The 24,806-nt window shown below is 56.8% G+C and carries 21 protein-coding genes; 4 read left to right on the top strand and 17 right to left on the bottom strand.

Annotated features, from left to right (window positions below; all coding sequences use genetic code 11):
* Nucleotides 1–34: 34 nt before the first annotated feature.
* From HZS80_RS01745 to HZS80_RS01705, 9 genes are all read right to left on the bottom strand, one after another.
* Nucleotides 35–1,240 (bottom strand): CaiB/BaiF CoA transferase family protein, encoded by a 1,206-nt coding sequence (locus HZS80_RS01745; protein WP_179914970.1) that lies wholly within the window; start codon nt 1,238–1,240, stop codon nt 35–37.
* Nucleotides 1,241–1,281: 41 nt separating this feature from the next.
* Entirely contained in the window at nt 1,282–1,683 is a 402-nt protein-coding gene (locus HZS80_RS01740; protein WP_179914969.1) for a Zn-ribbon domain-containing OB-fold protein, read from the bottom strand.
* A gap of 1 nt (nt 1,684) precedes the next feature.
* Complete coding sequence (locus HZS80_RS01735) at nt 1,685–2,848, bottom strand: thiolase domain-containing protein (protein ID WP_179914968.1); 1,164 nt, start codon at nt 2,846–2,848, stop codon at nt 1,685–1,687.
* Complete coding sequence (locus HZS80_RS01730) at nt 2,845–3,705, bottom strand: MaoC family dehydratase (RefSeq protein ID WP_179914967.1); 861 nt, start codon at nt 3,703–3,705, stop codon at nt 2,845–2,847. Before HZS80_RS01730 ends, HZS80_RS01735 begins: the two co-directional genes overlap by 4 nt.
* 63 nt (nt 3,706–3,768) lie before the next feature.
* Nucleotides 3,769–4,716 carry an SDR family oxidoreductase gene (locus HZS80_RS01725; protein WP_179914966.1) on the bottom strand — a complete coding sequence of 316 codons (948 nt, stop codon included), beginning with the start codon at nt 4,714–4,716 and terminating at the stop codon, nt 3,769–3,771.
* A gap of 41 nt (nt 4,717–4,757) precedes the next feature.
* Nucleotides 4,758–5,885, bottom strand: a complete 1,128-nt coding sequence (locus HZS80_RS01720; RefSeq protein ID WP_179914965.1) for an acyl-CoA dehydrogenase family protein — start codon at nt 5,883–5,885, stop codon at nt 4,758–4,760.
* A 9-nt stretch (nt 5,886–5,894) separates the two neighbouring features.
* On the bottom strand, nt 5,895–7,076 hold the full coding sequence (locus HZS80_RS01715) for an acyl-CoA dehydrogenase family protein (protein ID WP_179914964.1): 1,182 nt from the start codon (nt 7,074–7,076) through the stop codon (nt 5,895–5,897).
* Nucleotides 7,077–7,078: 2 nt separating this feature from the next.
* Nucleotides 7,079–9,238 carry an acetate--CoA ligase family protein gene (locus HZS80_RS01710; protein WP_218927540.1) on the bottom strand — a complete coding sequence of 720 codons (2,160 nt, stop codon included), beginning with the start codon at nt 9,236–9,238 and terminating at the stop codon, nt 7,079–7,081.
* Between the two features lie 71 nt (nt 9,239–9,309).
* Nucleotides 9,310–10,539 carry a Rieske 2Fe-2S domain-containing protein gene (locus HZS80_RS01705; protein WP_179914963.1) on the bottom strand — a complete coding sequence of 410 codons (1,230 nt, stop codon included), beginning with the start codon at nt 10,537–10,539 and terminating at the stop codon, nt 9,310–9,312.
* Nucleotides 10,540–10,950: 411 nt separating this feature from the next.
* Between HZS80_RS01705 and HZS80_RS01700 the strand changes: the two genes are divergently transcribed.
* The 3 genes from HZS80_RS01700 (at nt 10,951) to HZS80_RS01690 (ending at nt 13,015) form a co-directional block, all read left to right on the top strand.
* On the top strand, nt 10,951–11,343 hold the full coding sequence (locus HZS80_RS01700; protein ID WP_179914962.1) for a RidA family protein: 393 nt from the start codon (nt 10,951–10,953) through the stop codon (nt 11,341–11,343).
* A 2-nt stretch (nt 11,344–11,345) separates the two neighbouring features.
* Entirely contained in the window at nt 11,346–12,335 is a 990-nt protein-coding gene (locus tag HZS80_RS01695; RefSeq protein ID WP_179914961.1) for an amidohydrolase family protein, read from the top strand.
* Nucleotides 12,336–12,547: 212 nt separating this feature from the next.
* A complete protein-coding gene (locus tag HZS80_RS01690) occupies nt 12,548–13,015 on the top strand; it encodes a MarR family winged helix-turn-helix transcriptional regulator (protein WP_179914960.1) in 468 nt (155 codons plus the stop codon).
* Between the two features lie 117 nt (nt 13,016–13,132).
* Here the strand turns inward: HZS80_RS01690 and fabG are convergent, their stop codons facing one another.
* From fabG to HZS80_RS01655, 7 genes are all read right to left on the bottom strand, one after another.
* Complete coding sequence (gene fabG, locus HZS80_RS01685) at nt 13,133–13,873, bottom strand: 3-oxoacyl-ACP reductase FabG (protein WP_179914959.1); 741 nt, start codon at nt 13,871–13,873, stop codon at nt 13,133–13,135.
* A 194-nt stretch (nt 13,874–14,067) separates the two neighbouring features.
* Nucleotides 14,068–15,135: a hypothetical protein gene (locus HZS80_RS01680; protein WP_179914958.1), complete on the bottom strand. Its 1,068-nt coding sequence runs from the start codon at nt 15,133–15,135 to the stop codon at nt 14,068–14,070.
* 164 nt (nt 15,136–15,299) lie between these two features.
* Nucleotides 15,300–16,490 (bottom strand): thiolase family protein, encoded by a 1,191-nt coding sequence (locus HZS80_RS01675; RefSeq protein WP_179914957.1) that lies wholly within the window; start codon nt 16,488–16,490, stop codon nt 15,300–15,302.
* 66 nt (nt 16,491–16,556) lie between these two features.
* Nucleotides 16,557–18,116, bottom strand: coding sequence for an acyl CoA:acetate/3-ketoacid CoA transferase (locus HZS80_RS01670; protein ID WP_179914956.1), 1,560 nt, complete (start codon nt 18,114–18,116; stop codon nt 16,557–16,559).
* Nucleotides 18,117–18,132: 16 nt separating this feature from the next.
* Nucleotides 18,133–19,431, bottom strand: coding sequence for a TRAP transporter large permease (locus tag HZS80_RS01665; protein WP_179914955.1), 1,299 nt, complete (start codon nt 19,429–19,431; stop codon nt 18,133–18,135).
* 4 nt (nt 19,432–19,435) lie between these two features.
* A complete protein-coding gene (locus HZS80_RS01660) occupies nt 19,436–19,951 on the bottom strand; it encodes a TRAP transporter small permease (protein ID WP_179914954.1) in 516 nt (171 codons plus the stop codon).
* Between the two features lie 67 nt (nt 19,952–20,018).
* Nucleotides 20,019–21,149 carry a C4-dicarboxylate TRAP transporter substrate-binding protein gene (locus tag HZS80_RS01655; RefSeq protein ID WP_179914953.1) on the bottom strand — a complete coding sequence of 377 codons (1,131 nt, stop codon included), beginning with the start codon at nt 21,147–21,149 and terminating at the stop codon, nt 20,019–20,021.
* A gap of 405 nt (nt 21,150–21,554) precedes the next feature.
* Here HZS80_RS01655 and HZS80_RS01650 point away from each other — a divergent pair, with 405 nt between their 5' ends.
* Complete coding sequence (locus HZS80_RS01650) at nt 21,555–22,478, top strand: helix-turn-helix transcriptional regulator (protein ID WP_179914952.1); 924 nt, start codon at nt 21,555–21,557, stop codon at nt 22,476–22,478.
* A gap of 374 nt (nt 22,479–22,852) precedes the next feature.
* On the opposite strand, the gene HZS80_RS01645 is transcribed toward HZS80_RS01650, so the two are convergent.
* Nucleotides 22,853–24,742 (bottom strand): FAD-dependent monooxygenase, encoded by a 1,890-nt coding sequence (locus HZS80_RS01645; protein WP_179914951.1) that lies wholly within the window; start codon nt 24,740–24,742, stop codon nt 22,853–22,855.
* Nucleotides 24,743–24,806 lie beyond the last annotated feature (64 nt).

Genomic DNA, 24,806 nt, shown 5'->3' with positions numbered 1-24,806 from the left:
TCCTGTCTGTTGTTGATATTTGAAACTGGCCACCTCACACGATGTGGCGCTTTTTAAGCTCGTCGATCTGCGACGGCGAAATTCCCAATTCCACTAGGATGCGGTCCGTGTGTTCCCCCTTCTCGGGTGCCGGGCGAGCCTTCTCAGGACGTGGGAAGCGAGACATGCGAATGGGCGTATTGATGACTTCCAAGGTGCCGCGCTCGGGATGGTCAATATCCCAGGTTACGTCCAGGTGCTTGACCTGTTCATCCTCGAACATCTTGTCGACAGCGTAGATGGGGCCGCAGGGCACACCCGCCTCGTTGAGGGCATCAATCCACTCATCAGTGGCACGCTGACGAAACAGCTCACTGATCGCTTCGCTGACTCGGTCACGGTTCTTCACCCGCATCGCATCGGTCTCAAGCCCTGGTTCCTCGACCAGCTCCGGCACCCCTAGCACAGCGCACAGGCGCACCCACATGGTCTGGCCGATGGCAGCCAGATTCAGGTAACCGTCGCGGGTGGCATAGACCCCCGTAGGCACGGTGATAGGATGCTCGTTACCGTTCTGGTCAGGCACATGGCCATCGATCAGCCACTTGGCAGCCTGAAAGTCCAGCATGGCGATTTGAGATTCCAGCAGGTTGGTCTGCACCCACTGCCCTTCGCCGGACACCTCACGTTCAAGCAGTGCCGCCAGGATACCCTGGGAACAGAAGTGACCGGCGCAGAGGTCCGCCAGCGGGATACCCACACGCATCGGACCTCGGCCAGGCTCCCCGGTGATCGACATCAGCCCCCCCATCCCTTGGGCGATGGAGTCAAAACCGGGGCGCTTGCTGTAGGGGCCATCCTGGCCAAAACCGGAAATGCTGGCGTAGACCAGCCGCGGGTTGATCTGTTTCAGCGACTCATAGTCGATGCCCAGCTTATGCTTGACGTCGGGGCGATAGTTCTCGATGAACACATCCGCCTCGCGGATCAGGTCGTTGAAAATTGCCTTACCCTCCTCGGTCTTGAGGTTGAGGGTCAGGCTCTCCTTGTTACGATGCAGATTCTCGAAATCCGCCCGGTCATGGTTCCGGGCACCGATCATGTCGTCCCCCCCTGGAGCTCCGTCGGGAATTTCGAGTTTGATCACCCGTGCTCCCATATCGGCGAAAAGACGAATGGCGGTGGGGCCCGCTCGTACGCGGCTGGCGTCGATCACGGTGAAGCGCGAGAGAGCGCCGTAATGGTGGTTAGTCTTTAGCATGTCAGGCTCCACAGTGAGTCATGAAGGCAATCGCATAGTCGTCATACCGGGATGAACAGCGGCAATGTGGGGCCATCTTCCTTGAGCTTGCGGAAGACGGCCCGTACCGGTTGGCCGATGGAGAGGCCCTGAGGATCGGCATCTACGATGTTGCTCATCAGGGTCACCCCCTCCTCCAGCCGCACAAAGGCAATGGTGTGACCGGGTTGGCCCTTGCGCATCAGGGTGCTGTAGGAGTAGATCTCGCCCCGCCCGCTGACCGCCTTCCACTCGACGCGGTCACTGAGACAGTGCGGACAGACCATACGTGGGTAGAAGTGCGGCTCACCGCAGTCCTGGCACTCCTTGATCAACAGCTCTTCCCGCTCGGCGGCGGTCCAGAAGGCTTCCACATCCATCTGTGGAGGCTTGGGCTCGGGTCTTGCTTTTTTCACGTCTGCCATCTCACTCCCTCCCCAGAATAATGGTGCCTGCGGTGTGGCGTGAGGCCAGCGCCCCACCTATGCCACTGGCGATCGCCAAGTCACAGTTAGGTACCTGCACGGCCGATGCGGCTTCACCGCGCAGCTGGCGTACCGCCTCGATGATCTTGGTCATGCCGCCACGATTGGCCGGATGGTTGTTGCACAGGCCACCACCGTCGGTATTGAAAGGCAGCCGCCCGTGTCCCGAGATCAGGTTGCCATCAGCCACAAAGCGGCCTCCCTCGCCCTTGATGCAGAAGCCCAAGTCCTCGAGCTGAATCAGCACGGTAATGGTGAAGCTGTCATAGAGGGAGGCGTACTTGATATCTCCCGGGGTGACGCCTGCCATCTCGAAGGCTGCTGGACCGGACCAAGCCGCCGCCGAATAGGTCAGGTCGATCTGCCCCGCCTGGCCATCCTTCTGGGCCTCGCCAGCGCCCATCACCTTGACCGCGGGACGCCTGAGTTGAGCGGCGATCTCGGGGCGGGCTACGATCACGGCACCGCCGCCATCGCTCATGACACAGCAATCCAGGCGATGCAGCGGATCGGAGATCATCGGTGAGTTGACCACCTCCTCCACGGTCACCGGGTTGCGCAGCATGGCATGGGGGTTGTGCTGGGCGTGCTGGGAGGCCGCCACCTTGATCCAGGCCAGCTGTTCACTGGTGGTGCCGAACTCATGCATGTGGCGGCGCGCCACCATGGCATAGAGGTTCTGGGTCGCCGGACCGAAGGGCAGCTCGAAGGGCAGATCCGGAGCATCTGGATCAGGGGCCTTGAGCACCAGCGAAGCACCGGCAGCACGCGGGCGACCGGCCAGGGTCACCAGAGCGATATTGCAGCGCCCCGCGGCGATGGCTTCGGCGGCGTGGGCCACATGCAGGATGGGGGCCGAACCGCCACACTCCGTGGTATCCACATGGCGAACATTGAGACCCAGATACTCGACCATGCTGGTGGCACCGAGCCCCGGCGCGTCTCCGGCACAGAAGTAGCCGTCGATATCCGACTTACTCAGACCCGCATCCTCCAGGGCACCCTTGGCCACTTCGGCGTGGAGTCGTGCCACCGAGATATCGTCTGCTCGGCGGGTGGGGTGCTCATAGGCACCTACGATGTATGCCTTGCCATTGAGAGTCATGATGTCAGCACCGCATAGCCGTTGTTGAGAACCACTGCGTCACGCTCGGCGACGAAAGCGCGAAAGGAAATTTCATCTCCCTGCTTCCAGGCTTCGACTGTCAGCGTCTCGCCGGGGAAAAATGGCGCCGAGAAGCGCGCGTTGTACTCCTTGAGACGGGACGGATCGCCACCGGCAAACTCGTTGATCAGCAGGTTGGCGGCGACCCCGTAGGTGGCCAGGCCGTGTAGAATCGGGCGTGGAAACTTGGCGCTTCGGGCGATTTCCGGCGAGGCATGGATGGGGTTACGGTCGCCATTGAGACGATACAGCAGCGCCATCTGAGGCGACGTCGTGGTTTCCAGGCGGTAGTCAGCCGGTCCTTCCGGCAGCTTGTGCGGCTCGATCATCGGTCCCTTCGGGCCTCCGAAGCCACCATCGCCACGGGCAAAGGCGGTGCCGCTCACCGTAGCCAACAGTTCGCCACTCTCGTCATCATGGATATCACGGCTGAGATAGAGGATGGCACCGCGGCCCTCCCCCTTGTCGATGACATCATCGACCCGGGTCACCGCCCGCAGGGTGCCGGCGGGAGGCAGCGGCTGGTGGATCTTCAGACGCTGCTCGCTATGAACCATCATGCGATAATTGAGCCCCGCCTCGGGATGTACCGCCCAGCCCTGGGGCGAGCAGAGCACCACCGGCATGATGGGGAAGGCCTTGAGACCATCCTCATAGATGTACTGCAGCTGCTGGGGATCCTGCGGATCCATTCCCAGCCCCAGGCTCAGGGCAAACAGCATGGAATCCTTGTCCGTGTAGCGCTGAACTACCGGCTCCATATCCCAGTTGATCAGGAAATCGCGATTGATCGGCATAATATTGTCCTTGTCGTATCGTTGCGGACGGGCCGAGAGCATGCCCTCGGCCAGCTCCTGCTGTTACATGGAGTCCCAAGCGAAGTACTCACCTCCGTCCAGCGACGTGAAGAAACGCTTCATGGACGGCATGGCGCTGTCGTGGATCGCCTCCTGGGTCCAGCCATCGCCGTAGGACACGGAGCGAACTGGACGAATCTGGTTGAACAGCATCAGCTCGTTGCGGCGTACACCGAAGATCTGTCCAGTGATACCTTCGGCCAGGTCGGACAGCAGATAGGCGATCAGCGGCGCAACCTTCTCGGGGGTATTGAGCTTAGCCTTGGCAAGTCGCGCTTTCTGCTCTGGGGTCTCGGCCACGATATTGTCGAGCATACGGGTAAAGGCAGAAGGGGAGACCGTGTTGGAACGCACACCGGCACGTTTCATGTCCAGAGCAATGGCCTTGGAGAGACCGATGATGCCGGATTTGGCGGCACCATAGTTGGCCTGGCCCAGCATGCCGACCACCCCGGTCGGAGAGGTCATGTGCACGAAGGCACCGGAGCCCTGGGCCTTGAAGTGTTGAGCCGCGGCGATGGATGTATAGAAGGAGCCGTTGAGGTGCGTGTCGATGACCAGCTTCCAGTCACCCAGGCTCATCTTGTGGAAAATCTTGTCGCGCAGCACACCCGCATTATTGACCACCCCGTCGATGCGCCCCCAGGTCTCTACTCCCAGATCCACCATACGCTGTGCACCTTCCGGGTCGGATACGCTGTCCTGATTAGCCACGGCCATGCCACCGGCTTCCTTGATTTCGTTGACCACCGCCTCGGCAGGGCTGGAATCTTCCTTGTCACCGGTCAGGCTGGTGCCGAAGTCGTTGACCACCACCTTAGCCCCCTGAGCGGCACAGTAGTGGGCGATGGCGCGGCCGATGCCATTGCCGGCACCGGTCACCAGGATCACCTTGTCTTGGAGAGTGTTCTTGAGATTGCCATCGAGAGATTCGGTTGTAAGGTTGTTCATGCACTGACTCCTTGCTTGTCGTCATAGAGGTATCGTGATGATTACGCCGCCGTGGCGGTGCTTTTTGCGAAATTTTGCAGTTGATGAGAGATATCGCCGAACAGGCGCTCTGCCACCATCAGCCGCTTGACGTAGTGACCCACCTGACACTCGTCGGTCATGCCCATGGCACCGTGCATTTGCACCGCCTCCTTGGAGATCAGCCGGGCGGCCCGCGCCACGCTCACTCGGGCAGCGGAGACTAGCTTTCGGCTCTTCTCGGCATCCGCCTCATCCACTGCCATGGCGGCCACCGCCGCCATGGAACGTGACTGTTCCAAGGCGATTACCATGTCGACGAAACGGTGCTGAAGCACCTGGAACTTGCCCAGCACAGCGCCGAACTGCTTGCGGACCTTGAGAAACTCGCGGGTTTGCTCCACCAGCTCGGTCATGGCTCCCACGGACTCTGCGCACAGTGCCGCTGAGGTGCGATCCAGCACCGCCTGGAGAGCACATTCGGCCCTTTCTCCCTCGGCGAGCACCTGGCCGGAAGAAATGAGTACATCCGCGAAGCACAGCGTGGCGATCTCCCGGGAATCCAGGGTGGACCCGGTGGTCCGGGTCAGTCCCACGGCATCGGCAGGCACCACCAGCAGCTGAAGGGCACCGTCATGTTGGGCCGCCACTACATAGGCATCGGCGTCGGCGCCATCCAGCACCAGGCTTTTCTCGCCACTAAGGCGATAGTCTTCTCCTTCAAGGGTCAAGCGGCACTCCATCAAGCTGGCCTGATAGGCATAGCGTTCCCGAGGCTCGTCCAAGGCAAACGCCACGCGGAGCTGCCCCATGGCGATGGGCGCCAGCCACCGCTGTTGCTGTTCGGAGGTTCCCAAGGCATTTATAAGGCTGCCTGATATAACAGCCGTGGAAAGATAGGGCTCAGGGCTCAGGCAGCGCCCCAGCTCCTCAAGCACACCCATCTGTTCCACCATGCCCAGGTCGCTACCGCCACATGTCTCACTGACGGCCAGGCCGATCAGGCCCAGCTCGGCCATCATCCCCCAGCGTTCACGGCGCATGTCGGCACTCACCTGCTGTCCGCGCATTTCCGGCGGATATTCGCCGTCGCAGAACCTCTTCACCGCATCACGCAGCTGCAGCTGCTCTTCGCTAATCGAGAAATCCATGGTGGTCTCCTAACCTTGCAGCAACATCTTGGAGGTGACGTTGCGCTGCACCTCGTTGGTGCCGCCGTAGATGGACAGCTTGCGGGAATCCAGAAAATTGGCTGCCAGTGAAGAGCGCTCGTCATCCCCGATCAAGGGATCCACTCCCTCCAGCCGCATGGCCTCTTCCGAGAAGGGGATGACGGCCGGACCGGCCACTTCGTAGAGCAATTCGAAGATATCCTGGCGCAGTTCGGTACCACGGACCTTGAGCATCGAGGCTTCGGCCCCCTGCGCATTGAAGGTCTGGTTCGCGCCGAGGATGCGCAGGCCGGTGGCTTCCAGAGCAATCAATTCGATTTCCAGTTCGGTGACTCTGCGCTGGAAGTGAGAGTCGCCAGCCATGCCTTGCTCCTTGATAAGGCGCTTAACCCGTAACAATTGCTGCTTGGAGGCGCCGATGCCGGCGATGCCGGTACGCTCGTGTCCCAACAGATACTTGGCATAGGTCCAACCCTTGTTCTCCTCGCCGATCAGGTTCTCCACCGGCACCCGCACGTTGTCCAGATAGACTTCGTTGAGGTCGTTGCCGCCCTCATAGAGCTTGATCGGGCGGACTTCGATGCCCGGGGTATCCAGGTCCATTAACAGGAAAGAGATGCCTTCCTGGGGTTTAGCGTCTTTGTCGGTCTTAACCAGGCAGAACAACTTGTCGCAGAAGTGCGCGTAAGAGGTCCAAACCTTGTGGCCATTGACAATGTAATGGTCGCCATCGCGCACGGCAGTGGTACGCATGGAAGCCAGATCCGAGCCGGCACCCGGCTCGGAAAAGCCCTGAGCCCACCAACTCTCGCTGCGCCGAATGGCCGGCAGGTACTGGTCTTTCTGCTTTGGGGTGCCGAAGGCGATCAGCACCGGTCCCAGCATGTTGATGCCGCTGGCAATGATTCGCGGCGCGCCCCCCAGCAGTGTCTCTTCATCGAACAGGTACTTCTGGATCGGCGTCCACCCCGGGCCGCCCTCCTCTTCCGGCCAGCCCGGGGTGATCCAGCCCTTATCAAAGAGCTTGGTATACCAGGCCACATAGTCGGCCTTCTCCAAACGCAGACCTCTTTCGACCTTGGCCTTGATGGCCGAGTCCAGTTCATCTTTGACGAACTGCCTGACCTCCTGGCGAAAGGCCTCTTCTTTCGGTGTGAATTCCAGTCTCATAATTAGCTCTCACCTAGTTGTTGCGGGCTGGTCACTACCAGCGCGTCCAGCGCCACGACGCCGTCGGGATAGGCCACCAAGGGGTTAATATCGACCTCTTCGACCTCTGGGCAGCTTTGCATGACCTCCCCGACTCGGGAGACCACCTCGGCAATGGCGGTGATATCCACCGGCTCGCTGCCACGCAGCCCAGTCAGCAGGGCCGCCCCCTTGAGGGAGAGGATCTCTTGCGAGATATCGGCCAGTTCTGAATCGGCAGGCAGCAGGCGCACATCCTTGAGCGCCTCGATCCATACGCCCCCCAAGCCAACCATCACCACCGGCCCCCACTGGGGGTCGCGCCGCGCCCCGACGATCAGTTCGACCCCACCGCGTCCCATGGCTTCTACCAGCACGCCGTCCAGGGTCAGGTCCGGCCGGGCCGTCGCGACGGCAGATTGCAGGCAATCCCAGCCATGACGGAGTGCTTCTTCATCGGCCAGGCCTACCACCACGCCCCCCACATCCGACTTGTGAGGCAAGTCAGCTGATTGCGCCTTGATCACTACGGGATACCCGACCTGCCTGGCGATATCCGCCGCTTCATCGACGCTGGTGGCCAGGCGTCCACTCGGGAAGCTGATTCCCATAGCGGAGAGCCACTGCTTGCACTGGTACTCGGCATGCAGCCCACTACTCGGCAAGCTAGGCAACTGGCGTCGGGACGACTCGACCCGCTTGCGCCGCATACTGCGGCCATACCGCTCTACGCGAGCGAAGGCGCGCACTGCCCGATCCACGGAACGGAAGAAGGGCACTCCACTTTCCTCGATGGCCTGACGGAATTCCGGAATCAGCTCCGTCTGGTCGCCCAGGATGATCAACGCAGAAGGCTTGGTGCACTGGGCGATGGCAGGCACCAGATGTTTGGCCTTGTCGAGCTGGCCGACCCGCGGGCCACCCATCATCGCTACCATCACGCCACCGACACCCTGATCATCCACTACCACATTGCACAGTCGGGTGTAGGCTTGCGGATCCTTAGCACTGATGGTGGTGAAGTCCAGCGGATTCTCCGCCACGGCATAGGAGGGCAGGATGGTCTCGAGACCCGCTATGGTGCTGGGGGAGAAGCCCGGAAAAGTCAGGCCGATATCCTCGCCCAGATCCAAAGCACAGTTCTTGATCGCCCCGGAGTTGGTGAGAAGAGCCGGAGGGGCAGCCGACGGCTCGGGAAACTTGTGCAGGATGGCGGTCACATCGAACAGCTCATCCAGGGTATCCACCAGCAGCACCCCCTCGCCACGCAGTCGAACGCAGGCCGCCGCATGGTTACCGGCCAGGGCCCCGGTGTGAGACTGCACCGCATCCCTGGCACGGGCGCTGCGACCGGGCATCAACATGACGATGGGCTTGCCCGCCTCGCGGGCTCGCGCCACCTGGGCGAGGAACAGCTCCGGATAGCGCACCTGCTCCACATAAAGGGTGATGATGCCGACCCGCGGCTCGTCGACCAGATGGGCCAGGTGATCCTCGATACTCAGCACCGCCTCGTTCCCGGTGGAGATGGCGTACATGACCGGCAGACCATTGGCAATCAGGGCATCGCGCAGGTTGTTGGACATGGCACCGCTCTGGGCGACGACCGCCACGCCCGGGCGAGCCTCCTGACGCAACTTGACAGTGTATTCCGACCCGAGCATCTGCGGCTCGAAGGTCAGTGGAATGCCATCGGCCAAGTTGCTGAGCCCCATGCAGTTGGGCCCCACCACCATCACGCCCCCCTCCTCGGCGGCCTGGGCCAGCTCGGCCTGTTGACGCTCACCCTCTTCGCCAGCCTCGGAGAAACCCGAGGCAAACACCACCGCCGCCGCGATACCGCGACGTCCGCAAGCTCGCACCGACTCGACCACCACCGAAGCCGGCACCGTCAGCACAGCAACGTCGATGCCTTCCGGCAGATCATCGATGGAGGCGACACAGGCGCGCCCTTGCACTTCAGCCGTGGAGCGGCTTACCAGGTGGAGCTCACCGGCGTAGTCGAAACTCGCCAGATTGGACAGCACGAAATTGCCAAATGACCGCTCGCTGTCGGACACCCCTACTACCGCGATAGACGCGGGATACAGTAGGCGCCTGACGTCATGGAGCTCGCGCTCTTCATAAAACATGTTGGTACGCATTATCTGGCTCTCTCCTGTAATCCGGCCAACCGCGTGGGTGGGCCGGCGTACATCCATAACGTCCGGGCGCGTCACTCGCTGTCCACCAAGACTCGCCAATCCTGTCCCTCGGGGATGATGCCGCCGACGGAACGGATCTTGGCGTATTTCAGCTCCTTGCTGGAGAATGCCGGCTTGCCGCTCTCATGGTCCTGAGCGGCACGCAGCAGCAGATTGCGCACACGCAGCACGGCGCCATCGGCAGAACAGAGCTGCTCGGTGGTACGGTCCACGATGGGTCCCTGGCCCAGAAAGATGGCAAAGTCTTCGGTACCGAAATGCTGGGGGAAGCCGGTGAAGTGGCCTCGCGCCATCACGCCGCGATCCTGCCCCCAGTTGTTGGTCCCATCGCCGGGCGGCAGCGGAGGGAAGTCCATCAGATCGGAGCCGATGGTGAACGGTGTCACCCCTAGCGGGCGACTGGTATTGAAGTGGACGAACCAGGCGCGGTGATGGGTATCATCCACGGGCACGCTGAAGAAGACGGTGCCCGGCCCATCTTCTTCGGGTGGGCAGATGATGCCGTACCAAGGCATCACAAAGTTGTTGACCCGCACATATTGCTCATCTTCTCCGATGGGGCGCAGAGCAGCGTAGCGAAAACCGTAAGTCACCTCCTCGAACTCGAGGCGCGGTGCCCGCACCTTGGTCATGTGCATGCGTTGTGACTTGCCGGACGTCAGCTCGGTGGAAGAGGAGTGCAGCACCCCCACATGAGAGGTATCCATGGAAGCCTCGACGCCCTGCACCCAGTTGGTGGGAATTTCTTGGCAGGCCACGGCCCGCTGATTCTCGGGCAGCGCGGTAAAGGGCAACTCCGGAAAGGCGGGGGGAGTCTCACCCTCACCCAGCCATACCCATACGATGCCACCGGCCTCCTGGATCTTATAGCTGTTGAATTTCACTTTCTGACAGAAGCTGACCTGGTCACCGGTGTGATTTGGCGCCTCGATCATCTCGCCGGTTACGCTGAACTTCCAACCATGGAACAGGCATGTCAGCGCATTATCCTCATTGCGGGCTACCGCCAGCGAGGCCTTGCGGTGCGGGCACTGCTCGTCGAAGCAGGCAACCCGGCCGTCATCTGAACGAAAGATCACATAGTTCTCACCGAGCAGACGAACACGAATCGGTGCTCCCCCGGCTTCGAGAGAGAGGGAAGGTACAGCAGGCAGCCAGTGCCACTGGCGAAGCATTTTCCCCATGGGGGCGCCATTCTCGACGCGTGTCAGACGGTCGTTGTCTTGCTGAGTCATAGGCATCGTTATTCTCCTTTTGTCCTTATTTACCCGCTGGGCTCTGTCGGCTCCTCGGTCGAATATCCGGGAGGTTGGCTTCCCAGTCCCCGGCTGCAGGGGAAACTGACATTCCACAAGTCGTCGGGGTTGCTTTTCTTTTCTTTATCAGGGAACCTTACATACATCGTGTGACCGGCCAGACGTTTTGTCAAGACGTTCTTGACGATTAACACCAAGCCCGGAAAAGCCGGTCTTTCATAACCTGCTGAGAGAAAAAGCTTGGGGAGACTAGCAAGGATAGCCCCATAGCCAACCAGGTTTTCGACCTTGGTTGAAGCAGGGCAGCCGGAACGTCCATCGGTCCCTGAAGCGTTTGCGGAAGAGACCAATGTCTCACCCGCCAGCTACCCATCAACAACAAAAGGAGGGTCCGCCATGACTGGCAAACGCAGTATCTCGATTCCCGGGTTCGGCCACAGTGCACCGATTCCCGGTGCCGCCCGAGTCGGCAATCTGCTGTTCTCATCCGCCATCTCGGGCATCGAGCCCGATACCGGCCAGCCTGCTGACACGGCTTCGCGCCAGGTGGAGCTGGTGTTCGCCCATCTGCAGTCCCTTGTCGATGCCGCCGGAACCAGCCTGGCTCACATCGGCAAGATGGCCATCTACGTTCGAGACAACGCCATCCGCGAGCTGATCAACGAGACTTGGCTGAAACATTTTCCCGATCCGGATGACCGGCCGGCACGTCATATCCAGCTGGCCGAGCTTCCCGGCCCCCTGTACCTACAGATCGAAATTATCGCCATCATTCCTGAAGGAGAATAACCATGATCATCGACTCTCATGCCCATATCGTCATGCCTCAAGAGAGCTACAAGTACTTCACAGAGTTGGTCGGCGGACGCGGGAACCCGTCGGGGAATCCGAAGATTCCCGATGCCTCGATTCGCGCCTCGGGCGAAGCGCTGCTGAAGATCATGGACTCCGTGGGCACCGACATTCAGCTGATCTCGCCACGCCCCTATCTGCAGCTGCACTCCCTCAAGCCAGCCATCGTGTCGGAACTCTGGAATCGCCACGTCAACGATGTCATCTACCGGCTGGTCGAGATGTTTCCGGAGCGCTTCCGCGGCGTCGCTGGCCTGCCCCAGCACCGCCATGAATGCCCTTCGGTGCGCGTCGTGGCCGAGCTCGAACGTTGCGTCAAGGAGCTCGGCTTTGTCGGCTGCTTGATCAACCCGGATCCCACCGAGGGGGATGAGCTACCCCCTCCCGGCCTCGGCGACCCCTTTTGGGATCCCCTCTACGAGAAAATGGTGGAGCTTGATGTGCCAGCACTGATTCACTCCGCCGGCAGCTGCCAGCCCCGCGAGAGCTATACGCTGAAGTTTATCAACGAGGAGAGTACTGCGGTCATCTCTCTGCTGACATCCGACACCTTCGAGCGCTTCCCCAAGCTGAAGATAGTCATTCCACATGGCGGGGGCGCTATTCCCTACCAGATGGGGCGCTTCCGGGCCTGGAACGTACGTAAGGGAGAAGAACAAAGCTTCGATGAAAAGCTTAAGAAGCTGCACTTCGATACTTGCAATTACTCTAAGGAGGCTCTGGAGTTCTTATTCAAGGTGGTGGGAACCGACAATGTGCTTTTCGGTACCGAAAAGCCCGGCACCGGTAGCGCTAGAGACCCGGTCAGCGGTCGAGACTTTGACCACCTCAAGCCCGTTATTGAAGAGATCGACTGGCTGACAGAGGAGCAGCGCAAGAATCTCTTCGAGTGCAACTGCTGCACCCTGTATAATCTCAACCTGAAATAATGCCTCGGGGGAGGGGTTGCCCCTTCCCTTCTCAACCCTGGCTCCCAAAACCTGTGCTTGTCGGTGGTCGAGAGTCCCTGTCCCTACAGACAGCTATTCATAGATAATTCTTAACCCCGCCTTATATACGCAAGCCTTATGATATATAATCATCAAAAATGATCGTGCACACTTGTGCCTAGCCTGCCAATAACGAGCAAGGGAAACGTCCTATGAAAAATGCTGCCGTTAAGCTAAAACACAGTCCGAGAAGGAATACCACCTACCTGCTGGCCCAGACCACTAACATTATCCGCAACTCCTGGATCGACCCAGCACTCAAGGAGCATGGTCTTACCTCGCTGCAATACACTGTGCTATCGGTGATCAAGCGTTACAGCGGCCTATCCTCCGCAGAGCTGTCACGCCACTTCTTTGTCACCCCTCAGACCATGGGCCCTATCCTCACCCAGCTTGAAAAACGAGGCCTGATTCTCCGAGAGGCTAACGCCGAGAACCGACGGCTCCTCGCCATTAGCCTTACTGAGGAAGGAAACCTCCTGCTGCATACCTGCAACGATGTGATCGCCAATATCGAGAACGAGATCTTCAGTGAGCTCGACGAGGACACGCTTCAGCACTTTCGTGAAACCCTGCAGCGGATCTATCACAGAGCCCAAGGCAAACACAGCCCGAGATAGATCTCCCAGCGTTTAAAACTGCGAGCGGCTACCCGCTCTTTTTCCAGTAAACGCCACAGCTGAGTCACTAAACTACGCACCGCAGATACTCGCACCATCGGCACCTGGAATGAGCCCCTACACATACATCCCGCCATTAACGTTCAACGTCTGGCCATTGACATAGGCAGCATCATCTGAGGCCAGGAAAGCCACCACACTGGCCACCTCCTCCGGCAGACCTCCACGCCCCTGTGGAACCCGCGCGATCAACTTATCGCGAACCTTTTCGGGGACCTGAGCGGTCATCTCGGACTCGATGAAGCCCGGTGAGACGGCATTGATCAGCACTCCCTTGCGAGCAAGCTCCTTACTCAGACTCTTGACGAAGCCGATCACTCCGGCCTTGGCCGCTGAGTAGTTGGCTTGGCCGAAGTTCCCCTCGTTACCTGAAAGCGAGCTAATGCAGACAATGCGCCCTGACTGCTGCTCCACCATATAACGAGCCGCCTCCTGAGTGCAGATAAACATTGAAGTCAGATTAACATCTATCACTTGATTCCACTGATCGTCAGTCATTGTGAGGAAAGCGGCATCCCGGGTGATACCGGCGTTGTTGACCAGCACATCCAAACGCCCAAAGTGATCTGTCACTTGCCGAAAAAGGGCTGAGACCTGGGCACGATCAGCTACGTTGCAAGCTATTGCCAGGTTATCGTGGCCCTGCTTAGTAAGTGATTCAGACACTTGCCGTGCAGCCTCACCGTCGATGTCCACTACCACGATCCTCGCGCCCTCGTCGGCCAGCCGCTCAGCCATAGCAGCACCAAGTCCGCGTCCAGAGCCAGTGACTACTGCTACTTTTTCATGCAACCTCATAAACTCATCTCCAAAAGGAAAGCCCCCCAGATGCAAGGTTCCATACAAACAAGAATCCAGTATAGGAATGCGCAAAAACTTCACCAGACAAAATACATACACGTAAAAAAGCGAATCATAAAGCGCTACGTCGCCTAATGACTCGCCGTTCAAAAGTTCAAAACGAGAAAAGGATTTATCTAGCCGTCATGTCATTAGAACTTATACATTGCCATCAGCTCTACTTGCTGTCCGCCTGGGCGAAGAGGCATCGTAAGCGCGTTACGATCACGCCACTCGACCCCAATGTCCAAATTAGGCAAATAGGTATAAATTAGATTAACGTTGGTTACCTGAAGCGTATCGTCATCTACAGTTGTCGCTACTTCATCAGCTGTCACCTGCCCATAGCGAATATTGCCACGAAGCTGATCGGTGAACCTGTGACTGATACCAGCAGAAAATCCTGTCGTGCTAACCAGATCACCGGACGAGTCGACCTCACCTTTAGACGCAATGGTGGGTCCCGGAGCTGACGCGCCGTTAAACCCCCACCCGGAGGACACATTATTACCCTCCCCTGTATAGCCACTCAGGGCAAGAGAGGTGTCACCAAAGTTGAGCTTACCCGCCAGGGAGATCGCAGCGCCAAACTCTGAATCATTGACGCCCGTTTCGACTTCCCGGCCGGTGACGGCAACATTAAACCCATGCCCGGCCTCGGTTCGGTATGTATAGGATGCCACCATGTCCGGCATGTCAGCATCACTGTAGAGCGGATCCTGGAAACTGAAGCGCAGACCACCAGTCGTATAGTGCAAGACGAGATCCGGCCGAACGACGGCCCCACTACCAGCAATGCTACCGATTCCTGTACCGTAGAAATCCAAAATCTCGACATCAAATGGCGCAGTGGCGAAGAACTGGCCATTCCACGTCTGGCCAAGCGTCAGATTGTCGACCTGGATAAAAGCATGACGCAGACGCATGGCGTAACTACTGTCAGTCGTATCTGTGGCATTATCCCAGAAATCTCCCTCCACAAAGGCCGTCACATCATGGCCTTGAACCTCACTGTCGATTTCGAAATTAAGTCGTGACTGACGAGCAGATCCATCAAAAGAGTTATCTCCCCCATCAGGGTTGTTGAAAATCCCTTCAGCTTTAACATAACCGCCAATGCTAAACGTTGTTCCGTCAACTTCACCAATTTCAAGGGCGTAAGCTTGAGAAGACATTGAAGCAACTGCTACGGCTAATGCAAGCCTGTTTTTAATTGTCATACTGTCCATACTCCAGATTGTTTTTATGATGTTAAAAGACTCAATATTTTAATGAGCCAAAAATGGGGTAGCCCCAGAAAAGTGCTAGCTGTGTTAGCTTTCACTAAGCACTCCGTTCCCAATACATTGCTTGCGTATTCCTATCCACTACCTCCTGCGAGTACTCATCCAACTTTTACGACCAGCGCCGCGGCAGAATCTCCGGCAGCACAGCCGGTCACCAAGGCGTAGCCACCGCCTTTGAGCACGGTTTCCTCGATTGCCTCAATCAATAGCCGTGCCAGCGTCGGGCCCTGAGGGTGACCAAATACCAACGAGGTACCGTAGTTGTTGAACTGCATGGCATCCAAGCCAAGTGCCTTGGCTAAGTGCAGGTCATTAACAATAAACGGGCTGTGATTCTTGATCGTGGTGATCTGGTCGATGGTTAGTCCAGCTAGGTCGAGTGCTTTTTGAGCAGCCGAAGCTGGAGCCATTGGCATATGAGCCGCTTTGGTACGGGCATAACCATAGGCCAGGATCTGCACCGCCAGCTTGGCGTCCGTACTCATTTCTGCCGCTCGCTCGCGAGTGGTGACGATAATCCCGGCATTGCCGTCTCCCGGGTGGGTCTGGGAGCCAAACGTATGAATTCCTTCGGGTTGTACGGTACGCAGCTTTGCTAAGCCCTCGGCGCTGGTTGTCATAACCCCTTCGTCTTCCTCAACCAACTTGGTCTCTTTACGCGAGATGGGCACTTCAACCGGGAACATATAGCGCTTTTGGAAAGCGCGGTCATTAGCTAGCGCTTCGCTGTACTGCTCATAGCGGCGCAGCGTCAAATTATCAGCCTGCTCGCGAGTAAAACCATACTCGCGCGCGACGTTTTCCGCCGTCGTCAACATGTCCTTTCCGGTGGAAGGATCGGCGTTAATATTATCCATGTTCCAGTTTTCGGCGATCACCTCGCCGCCCGGCCCGTTGGGGTTGGGCCAAATAGTATGCGGCGCATTCGAGGTACGATCAGTAAGTAGACAGTAAGTGCTTTGCAGGCTGCCCGTCTCCACCGCCGCTGCGGCGTTGAAGACTGCCGTGGTCGCGGTGGCACATGCCTGGGTGATATTCTGCCCCGGTATCTGGGGAGCCCCCATCATGGCTGCCGCCCAAGGCGCACCGTAGAAAATGGCTTTCTGGCCTACCGAAGCACCGAGATACAGATAGTCGAAGATCGCTGGGTCGATTCCCCTCTCAGCTAGCCAGCGTTTGCTAGTCGCGGCACCTAATTCGATCGAATTGCTGTTGGCCAAACTACCCTGCCACTTGCAAAAAGGGCTGCTGTAATAGCCACCGTAGGGAATAAATGCATTCTTGAACATCGAGGTCTCCTATCGTAACGACCGAGTACCGCTCGCCTTCGGTGGAGGCAAACGATAATGTGTGGTTCATCTACCCAGCAGGTTTTCGCGCAGCCCGCCCCACTGCTCTTTGAACAGTTCGGTAGGCATTTCTTTCAGATCGGGCGAGACCTTCGGGGTAAACTCCATTGCGCTGAAAATATCGCGCTGGATATCAATGCCCGGTGCGATTTCCGTCAGCGTAATCTCGCCATCAATGAGTTCGAAGACGCAGCGTTCGGTGATATATAGCACCAGCTTGCCTACTTCTTGGGCATAGCGGCCGCTGAAAGTGATCTGATCAACGCGATCCACAAACTTTTGGCGACTGCCTTCCTCGCGGATAACGACGCGGTCATCGACGATCTCAACCTTACTGCCATTAGTGAAAGTGCCGCAGAAAACAACCTTGCGAGCGTTTTGACTGATATTGATGAACCCACCGGGGCCTACAACCTTCTTGCCGAACTTGCTGACGTTGAGGTTGCCCTCATGGTCGGTCTGGGCGAGTCCCAAAAAACATACGTCTAAGCCACCACCGTCATAGAAATCGAACTGGTAGCCATGATCGATAATCGCTTCAGCGTTATAGGCAGTGGCGAAGTCCCCACCACTAGCAGGCACGCCGCCATAGGTGCCGAGCTCAGTGGTTAAGGTCATCAGGTCACTGACGCATTCCTCAGCTGCCACACTGGCGACACCCTCGGGCATTCCGATGCCTAGATTGACGATGGCCCCCGGCACCAGCTCCATGGCAGCGCGCCGAGCAATGATCTTGCGCGGGTCAAGCGGCATCGGCCTGATACCCCCCAACGGCATCTTGAGATCGCCCGAAAGCGCCGGGTTGAAAGAGGTTGCCATCGTCTGCGTATGATTTTCTGGCTTAGCCACTACCACGTAATCGACCAAATCGGCCGGAATTTTGACTTTCTGGGGGTGTAAGGTGCCAGCCTGCGCCAGATACTCCACCTGAGCGATAACAATGCCACCGCTATTTTTAGCCGCCTGAGCCATCGAGAGCTGTTCAAGAAAGAGCGCTTCCCGCTCAAGAGTTAAATTGCCTCGCTCATCCGCAGTGGTGGCACGAATCACAGCGACATCAACTGGGAAGGTGCGGTACATCAACCACTCCTCACCTTCTAGCTCAATAAGTTTTACAAGGTCTTCGGTAGTGACGCTATTGGCCTTGGCGCCCTCGAGCCGGGGATCGATAAAGGTCCCCAGGCCTACTTTCGAAATCACTCCCGGTTTTTTACCGGCAATATGTCGCCATAGATGGGCCATTACGCCCTGCGGTAGCAAATAAGCCTCTATCTTATTATCAAGCACTAGCTCTACCATGCGCGGTGCCATACCGGTGTGGCCACTGATCAGCCGCTTGACCAAGCCCTCATAGCCCAGGTGGCTCATGCCTTTATTCTTGCCATCACCACAACCACAGCTATGCGCTACTGTCAGATTGCGAGGAGCACCCGTATCTAAAAACCGGGCTTCAAGAGCGGCTGCCACCTCTTCCGCAAAGCCACTGAGCCCCGCCGTGGTCCACACTAACGTATCGTCATGCTTGATCATGCCCACTGCCGTATGAACATCAACTACCTTGCTCACAACCACCTCCTATTCATTAGCTTCCGGTCAGAAACAGCACGATCTCCGGAAAGAAGATCACCAAGGCAACCACGACAATATCTGCGATTAAAAACGTCGTGACGCCCTTGAAAATATCTACCAAAGAGGCGTACTGACCCGCTACGCCTTTGATAACAAAAATGTTCATACCGACCGGTGGAGTGATCATGCCAATTTCGAGCAATTTGACCAGCAGCACACCAAACCAAATGAGGCTCACATCGTAGAGCTCGAAAACAGGCAATAGCACTGGCAAGGTCACCAGCATGGCACCGAAGGGCTCCATAAATAATCCAAGGAACAGATAAATCAGCACCACGACCAGCATCAGTTGAAGATACGATGGCTCCCAACCTGTAACAGCGCCGGTGATATATCCCGCTAGGCCACTCAGGCTAAGAAATAGGGTGAACATGCTTGCCCCTACCCCAATGATCAAAAGTGCCGACGTGGTCGAGAGCGTCTCAAGTAGAGCGGCCTTCATCGCCTTCCGATCCAACCGACGAAGAATCAGCCCAATGAGTATTGCGCCAGCTGCTCCCACAGCCCCAGCTTCTGTCGCCGTAAAGAAGCCCGAAAAAAGTCCACCAAACACGAGCAGCCCCAACGCCATAACAGGCCAAATCTCAATCAGTGCCTGCTTTGCACTGATATTTCGTGCATCTGTAGCTTTACGTGGCACGATATCAGGACGTAACCAACTGACCACGAGGATCACAATGCTGTAACTAATGGCTGTCAGCAGCCCAATGGAGATTCCCCCCAGAAACACCTGGGTAATAGATACCTGGGCAAAGACCCCATAAACGATCATTAGGATGCTCGGCGGGATTAGCGCACCGATGGTGCCACCAGCAGCAATCGTGCCGCAGGCAAAGCTTGGTTTGTAACCACCTTTGACCATTTCAGGAATGGCGATACGGCCCATAGCGGCAGCACATGCCACGCTTGACCCACTGACGGCAGCAAAGCCGGAACTGGCAAAAATGCTTGAGATTGCCACCCCACCAGGTAACCAGCGGAAAACCACTTTAGCTGCATTAAATAGGCCACTGGTAAGCCCCGTGTGGAAGCATACGAACCCCATCAAAAGAAACATTGGCACCGCACTAAGCGTCCATTTAGCGATGAATTCATACGGCGTAGAAGACAGCATGCCGATAGCCGTACTCCAGCCAAACATCACTGTAATACCCACCAACGACACAACAATCATCGACAACGCAACTGGGACGCGTAAGGCCAGTAAGACAAGCAGTGCCGCGATTCCGTAGAAGCCAATTTCAACAGACATGGAACTACCCTTCTTGCGAATCGATAGGATAAGACGCTCCGCTAGCCAGCAAAGGAATGCGTATTAGGCAAACAATCGCAGCCAGGCAAAACGATAGTGGTAATACAAAGTAGGTAGGCCAGACAGGCATAGGGAAATTTAGTGACATAACGTAGGAGCCGATCTGGAATTGCTCCATAGCTTTACCCCAAGTGGCAACCATCAATACGAGATATACACCTGCCGAAAGCAGTGATACCAGGACATCCGATAGGCGTATTAGCATGGGGTGCATTAGGCTCTCTAGGGCCTCAACAGTGATCATCTGGTTACGCCACTCGACCCAGGCAAGGGGAAGTAAAGCCAACGTAATTAAGTAATAACGCGTAACCATCTCTAGCGTTGCGGGCATCGACATCGATATGGTGGAGCGAAAAATAATGTCCAGAGTGACATGGATCATCATCAGCATAATTGCAACAGTACCCAGCAGCCCAAGCCCCATGGAAGCGCGATTCACCAGTCGATATATACAGGCCATGCAATAGCCTCCTATACTTGAGGAAGAGCCCCAAGACCGCTAAAAGAGGCCTTGGGGAAATACCAACTCAGTTGCCATAGGTAGTGAAATCTACCTTCTCCCAAACTTCCTGATTGATAGCACCAGCGATAGCTTCTGGATCTTCATCCAGCTCTTCGACGATAACGTTCCATTTTTCAACCAACCCCTGAAAACGCTCTAGCTTGGCGGTTGCATCGCTGACTCCATAGCGGCTCTCGGCCTGTTCAGCGGCATAGACGAGGTCCTCTTCAGCAAAACGCTGTGTTTCTTCCACCAACTCTTCACTAGCTTCAAGAATTTCAATACCGTTATCACGTGCGACCTGATCAGCTTCCGCAGGCATTTCATAGGCCCAGCGCTTAGTGGCGAGTGCACTCGCTCGGGTGGAGGCCCGCGCGACGGCTTTACGGTCCTCGGGAGACAAAGAGTTCCACACTGTTTGGCCAATCGCGTGAGAAGTCGTACTATGGAAAGTGCCAAGCCCGATGTAAGTTAGATAGTCAATGGCATCTTCAAGACGGAAAGAGATGATATCCGCTGAAGAGCCAATGGAGCCCTCAATCACACCCTGAGATAGCGCCTCAAAGGTCTCTCCTACAGGGGTGCTGACAGGTGTGCCCTCCATATACTCAAGCCAGCGCGACCACTGAGGGCCGCCCACACGCATGCGCATGCCGCGTAAATCCTCAACGGTGGTCACCGGCTTATTCGTCATCAGATGGTAAACATCTGTTGTGTGGGTGCTGGTATAAACAATACCCAGCTCAGAAAACTCTTCCTGACAATCACCACACGTAGCAATGTATTCGGTAACCGCCCCGTTCATGGCCAAGGAGTTGGTACCAATCAAGCCTTGGTCACCGACTAGGTTGAAGTTGGGTAGGTCTGCAGGAAAATAGGCAGGCAGCAAAAGACCAGCCTCAACTAGACCGCTACGAATCGCCGTCCGCATATTGCCCAGGGAGGCAATTTCGGTTCCCATGATCTGACCACCAAGTCGGCCATCAGACTCTTCTGCTAATGTATTTAAAAACTCTGTATAGAGAGGTGTATGAGCAGGGTGAGCGGGAGGAACACCGGGTGCCAAGCGTAGATCACGAGCTTGTACAGCTTGTGCCAGCATGCTGCCAGCTAGAGCCACCATTGCTATGCTTTTTACTAACGATTTCATTTTCATATTGATACTCACTTCATTGGTCTTATTAGTGTGAAATGCAGCCTCGACGACCTACGCCTCGCGGAGAAGCTCCACGCTTCTTTCGCACCGGACATTTAATGCATGAAAGGTAAGAAGCTCTTATTTTTATGCACTATAATTCCACTTTAGCGCATTTATGAACCCGACTTTAGTCTCAACACCTAATAAAATAACGTATATTTTCTATTAAAATACAAATAAAATTACTTAAACTTCTGTTTATTAAACATTTATTTGATTAAATGCCTCGCCATAACTTTTCCCGATATTGATCAAAAAAAAGCATGCATTATAATGCTAACTATATGCTTAGCTTGGTTCGCAGTTGCTGAACTCTTCCTACCAAGCTCTATGCAACTTTTACAAAGTAAAATGAGCCCTTTGATGAAACCAGAAAAGACCGCACGTGATGTTGAAAATGACAAGGTACAGCCTAATTATGCTGCATCTATCGGCGAACGCGTGCGTGCTTACCGCGCTCGCCGTGGTATTACACGGAAACACCTTTCTGACCAATCAGGCATCTCAGAGCGGTACTTGGCTCAGATTGAAACCGGTAAGGCTAATATCTCGCTCGATCTGCTCATGCGGCTTGCTCAAGCGATGGTCGTACCCGTCCATGGGCTATTACCGACCAATGGTCAGCCAGCTCTTCCGACCTCCCTCAACGATTATTTGCAGCGCCTATCGCCCTCCCAGTTAGAGGAAGCACACCAACTACTTGTTGAGCACTTCAAACCCGAACGCGAGTGTCACTCAGGCATTGCACTGATTGGGATCCGTTTTGGCGGGAAAACAACACTTGGTGAGTTATTATCAACAGAGCTTGGCCTTCCTTTTATTCGCCTGAGCCAGGTCATTGAAGCGCAAGGAGGCATGAAAGTTGGCGAAGTCTTAGAGCTGGGTGGTCAACGCACCTACCGGCGTCTAGAGCGTGAAGCCCTTGAGTGGGTTATTGAAGAGCACCCCTTGTCAGTACTAGAAGTTGGTGGAGGCTTAGTTACCGAGGCTGAGACATTTCAGCGTTTAATTAGCAATTTCTACACGGTGTGGCTTAAGGCTGCTCCGGATGAGCTTATGCGTCGCCTGATGGCAGCAGGAGATATGCGCCCTCTTGAGGGAAACAATTATGATCGTGCTTTAGAAGATCTTACTCGCATTCTAACCGAGCGTGATGCCGACTATCGTCAAGCAGACTATCTAATTGAAACGACGGATCGCACAGTAAGCCACTGTTTCCATGAACTACTTGACGTCAGCCAACCCTTAATCAATAAACGGAACGCCATAGGCGTTGAAAGCGATTAATTATTGGGGATGAATGGGCAACTCCATTGTTATCCTCCGCTAGAAAATAGCTAAGTAACTATTCAGTAGGTCTCAGGCGAGGCTCGCCAACCTGCTGATTCTGAAATAGGTACGCCATTCGGCAATCCTCTCATCAAGCAACTTGTCCGTCAGCCATATCTACGTTGACGATGCCCTGGAACGGGCTGTCGGTGATCGCAAGCCCGGCGGCCAGACAGGGCATGAAGGCACGATATTGGCGTCCGTCGATGATCCCGACGAGGTCGCCTGACGCGCCAGGAACGTGAGCTGAATAGTTATTGATAACCTTAAATAAAGCAGACCAACCTGTGTATATTGGCCCACTCATTTATAGGTTAAGTATTAAACAGCGCTCAAGTGGCCTCTATCATGAAGCGCGTGAAAAACTCGGTAAGTTCATCAAAGCCATCGAGCGGGAGCACAAGCGAAACGTATTGATCCGGGCGCACCACCACCAACGCACCGGCGCCACGATCAATACCACGCAGATCGAAGATATCCTGGTCGGTACCCAGCACCGGGGCATGGGCTTTCTGGTAGTCCTGAAGGCCGAGGGCGCCCTTATGTGGTTTAAGAACATCGTGCATATCGGCCCAGTCCACCTCAAGATGCGATTGCTGGATGATGCCGTGAATATCGAAGACCGCATCAGGATCGACCCCTTGTGGGGTGAATCGACGGATCGGCGACGCCTCGCTGGCGAGGAAATCCATCAGCGCGTTAAATCGCGATCCCGGGCTTCTCGGGTCGACCATGTCGGCGAAGGCATAGACCCGCCAGCGGCCATCGGCGCGATGGACATGCCCGAGATGGGCCTGTCTAGCATCGCCGAGCCGGATCACCTCGGCCGAATGGAACCGCCGCCCGGGCGGGAAGCCGGTGGCCAAGTGCAGGTGAGTATCGTCGCCAGTGAGCAGGTCCGGTGCGTAGTGGGTGGCAAACCCGGCGGTGAACTCACTGTTAGTGACGAACTGGCGCTGTACCTCAGCCAGGCCTTTCATGGCGGCCTGCGGGTCGTCGGAGTCTTGCGCAGCTCCGATCGCCTTTGACCAGCGGGTATCCATCTCGATTAGATTCTCGGCAATGACGTGACGCTCGGCATTGTAGGTGTGTAGTAGGCTGGCCGGGCTGCGCCCCTGCAGCACCGAGATAAGCTTCCAGCCCAGGTTGAAGGTGTCCTGCATCGACACGTTCATGCCCTGACCGGCCTTGGCGGTATGGGTGTGACAGGCATCACCGGCGATGAAGACCCGAGGCGTTCGACTCTCCATCTGATCATCGTCGACATCGTCGAACTTGTCAGTGACCCGGTGCCCGACGCGGTAGACGGAGAACCAAGCGGTCTCCTTCACCTCGAAGGTGTAGGGCGCCAGCACCGCCTGCGCCTTCTCGAGCACATCTTCCTTGGTCAGCCAAGCGTCAGGGGCAATATTGCCCATGTCGACGTAGAGTCGGACCATGTAGCCGCCCTCGCGGGGGATCAGCAGGATGTTGCCTGCGTCGGCGGACTGGATGGTGCACTTGAAGCGGATATCGGGGAAGTCGGTCACCGCCAGCAAGTCCATCACCCCCCACGCCTTGTCCTCGCCGTGGCCCTGGGGCACCCGGCCGATCGAGTCGCGCACCACGCTGTGGGCGCCGTCGCAGCCGACCACATGCTTCGCCCGGACGGTGACCTCGCCGTCTGGCGTGTTGACGGTCACGGTGACTCGCTCGTCGGCGGCCTCAGGCACCTCCACTTTGACCGTCTCGTGGCTGTAGTCGACCTGCAGGCGGCTGGGAGAGTTCTCCATGTACTCCAGCAGGAAGTCGAGCAGCCTGGCCTGGTTAACGATCACGTGCGGGAACTCGGACAGTCCGTCGCGAACGTCCTGCACACGACCAAGACGGGTGATCCGGGCCTTGTCATCGGCATCAGGGCCCCAGAAGTGAGTCTCGTTTATCCAGTAGGCCTCTGTGGTCAACCTTCCGGCCAGACCGAAGGCCTCAAACATCTCGACCGTACGACAAGCGATACCATCGGCACGCCCCACCTCCAGCGGCCCCTCAGCCTTCTCCACGACGCGGGTGACAATCTCGGGAGTTGTCGATAACTGGGCTGCCAGCAGCAGCCCGGCTGGGCCGGTACCTACGATCAGGACATCCACCTCCTCTGGAAGCGGACCCTGTTCGGCGCTGCGCCCTTCGGCCAGCGGGTGAATTCGCGGGTCGCCACTGCGGTAACCGTCGAGAAAGTACTGCATCTGCTCGCTCCATCCCGTTTGTTTCGGGTATTCGTTGTTTAATTTTCATCATGAATTTGGTTCG

This window comes from Vreelandella glaciei (assembly GCF_013415125.1).
GTDB classification, from domain to species: Bacteria; Pseudomonadota; Gammaproteobacteria; order Pseudomonadales; family Halomonadaceae; genus Vreelandella; species Vreelandella glaciei.
This window is presented reverse-complemented; position numbering and strand designations above follow the sequence as displayed.

Coding starts and splice junctions, on each gene's coding strand:
- HZS80_RS01710 (WP_218927540.1), bottom strand. CDS start 9,238: ATGCGTACCAACATGTTTTATGAAGAGCGCGAGCTCCATGACGTCAGG.
- HZS80_RS01720 (WP_179914965.1), bottom strand. CDS start 5,885: ATGGATTTCTCGATTAGCGAAGAGCAGCTGCAGCTGCGTGATGCGGTG.
- HZS80_RS01665 (WP_179914955.1), bottom strand. CDS start 19,431: ATGTCTGTTGAAATTGGCTTCTACGGAATCGCGGCACTGCTTGTCTTA.
- HZS80_RS01745 (WP_179914970.1), bottom strand. CDS start 1,240: ATGCTAAAGACTAACCACCATTACGGCGCTCTCTCGCGCTTCACCGTG.
- HZS80_RS01735 (WP_179914968.1), bottom strand. CDS start 2,848: ATGACTCTCAATGGCAAGGCATACATCGTAGGTGCCTATGAGCACCCC.
- HZS80_RS01660 (WP_179914954.1), bottom strand. CDS start 19,951: ATGGCCTGTATATATCGACTGGTGAATCGCGCTTCCATGGGGCTTGGG.
- HZS80_RS01650 (WP_179914952.1), top strand. CDS start 21,555: ATGAAACCAGAAAAGACCGCACGTGATGTTGAAAATGACAAGGTACAG.
- HZS80_RS01730 (WP_179914967.1), bottom strand. CDS start 3,705: ATGCCGATCAATCGCGATTTCCTGATCAACTGGGATATGGAGCCGGTA.
- HZS80_RS01675 (WP_179914957.1), bottom strand. CDS start 16,490: ATGTTCAAGAATGCATTTATTCCCTACGGTGGCTATTACAGCAGCCCT.
- HZS80_RS01655 (WP_179914953.1), bottom strand. CDS start 21,149: ATGAAAATGAAATCGTTAGTAAAAAGCATAGCAATGGTGGCTCTAGCT.
- HZS80_RS01725 (WP_179914966.1), bottom strand. CDS start 4,716: ATGAACAACCTTACAACCGAATCTCTCGATGGCAATCTCAAGAACACT.
- HZS80_RS01690 (WP_179914960.1), top strand. CDS start 12,548: ATGAAAAATGCTGCCGTTAAGCTAAAACACAGTCCGAGAAGGAATACC.
- HZS80_RS01700 (WP_179914962.1), top strand. CDS start 10,951: ATGACTGGCAAACGCAGTATCTCGATTCCCGGGTTCGGCCACAGTGCA.
- fabG (WP_179914959.1), bottom strand. CDS start 13,873: ATGAGGTTGCATGAAAAAGTAGCAGTAGTCACTGGCTCTGGACGCGGA.
- HZS80_RS01695 (WP_179914961.1), top strand. CDS start 11,346: ATGATCATCGACTCTCATGCCCATATCGTCATGCCTCAAGAGAGCTAC.
- HZS80_RS01680 (WP_179914958.1), bottom strand. CDS start 15,135: ATGACAATTAAAAACAGGCTTGCATTAGCCGTAGCAGTTGCTTCAATG.
- HZS80_RS01715 (WP_179914964.1), bottom strand. CDS start 7,076: ATGAGACTGGAATTCACACCGAAAGAAGAGGCCTTTCGCCAGGAGGTC.
- HZS80_RS01740 (WP_179914969.1), bottom strand. CDS start 1,683: ATGGCAGACGTGAAAAAAGCAAGACCCGAGCCCAAGCCTCCACAGATG.
- HZS80_RS01705 (WP_179914963.1), bottom strand. CDS start 10,539: ATGCCTATGACTCAGCAAGACAACGACCGTCTGACACGCGTCGAGAAT.
- HZS80_RS01645 (WP_179914951.1), bottom strand. CDS start 24,742: ATGCAGTACTTTCTCGACGGTTACCGCAGTGGCGACCCGCGAATTCAC.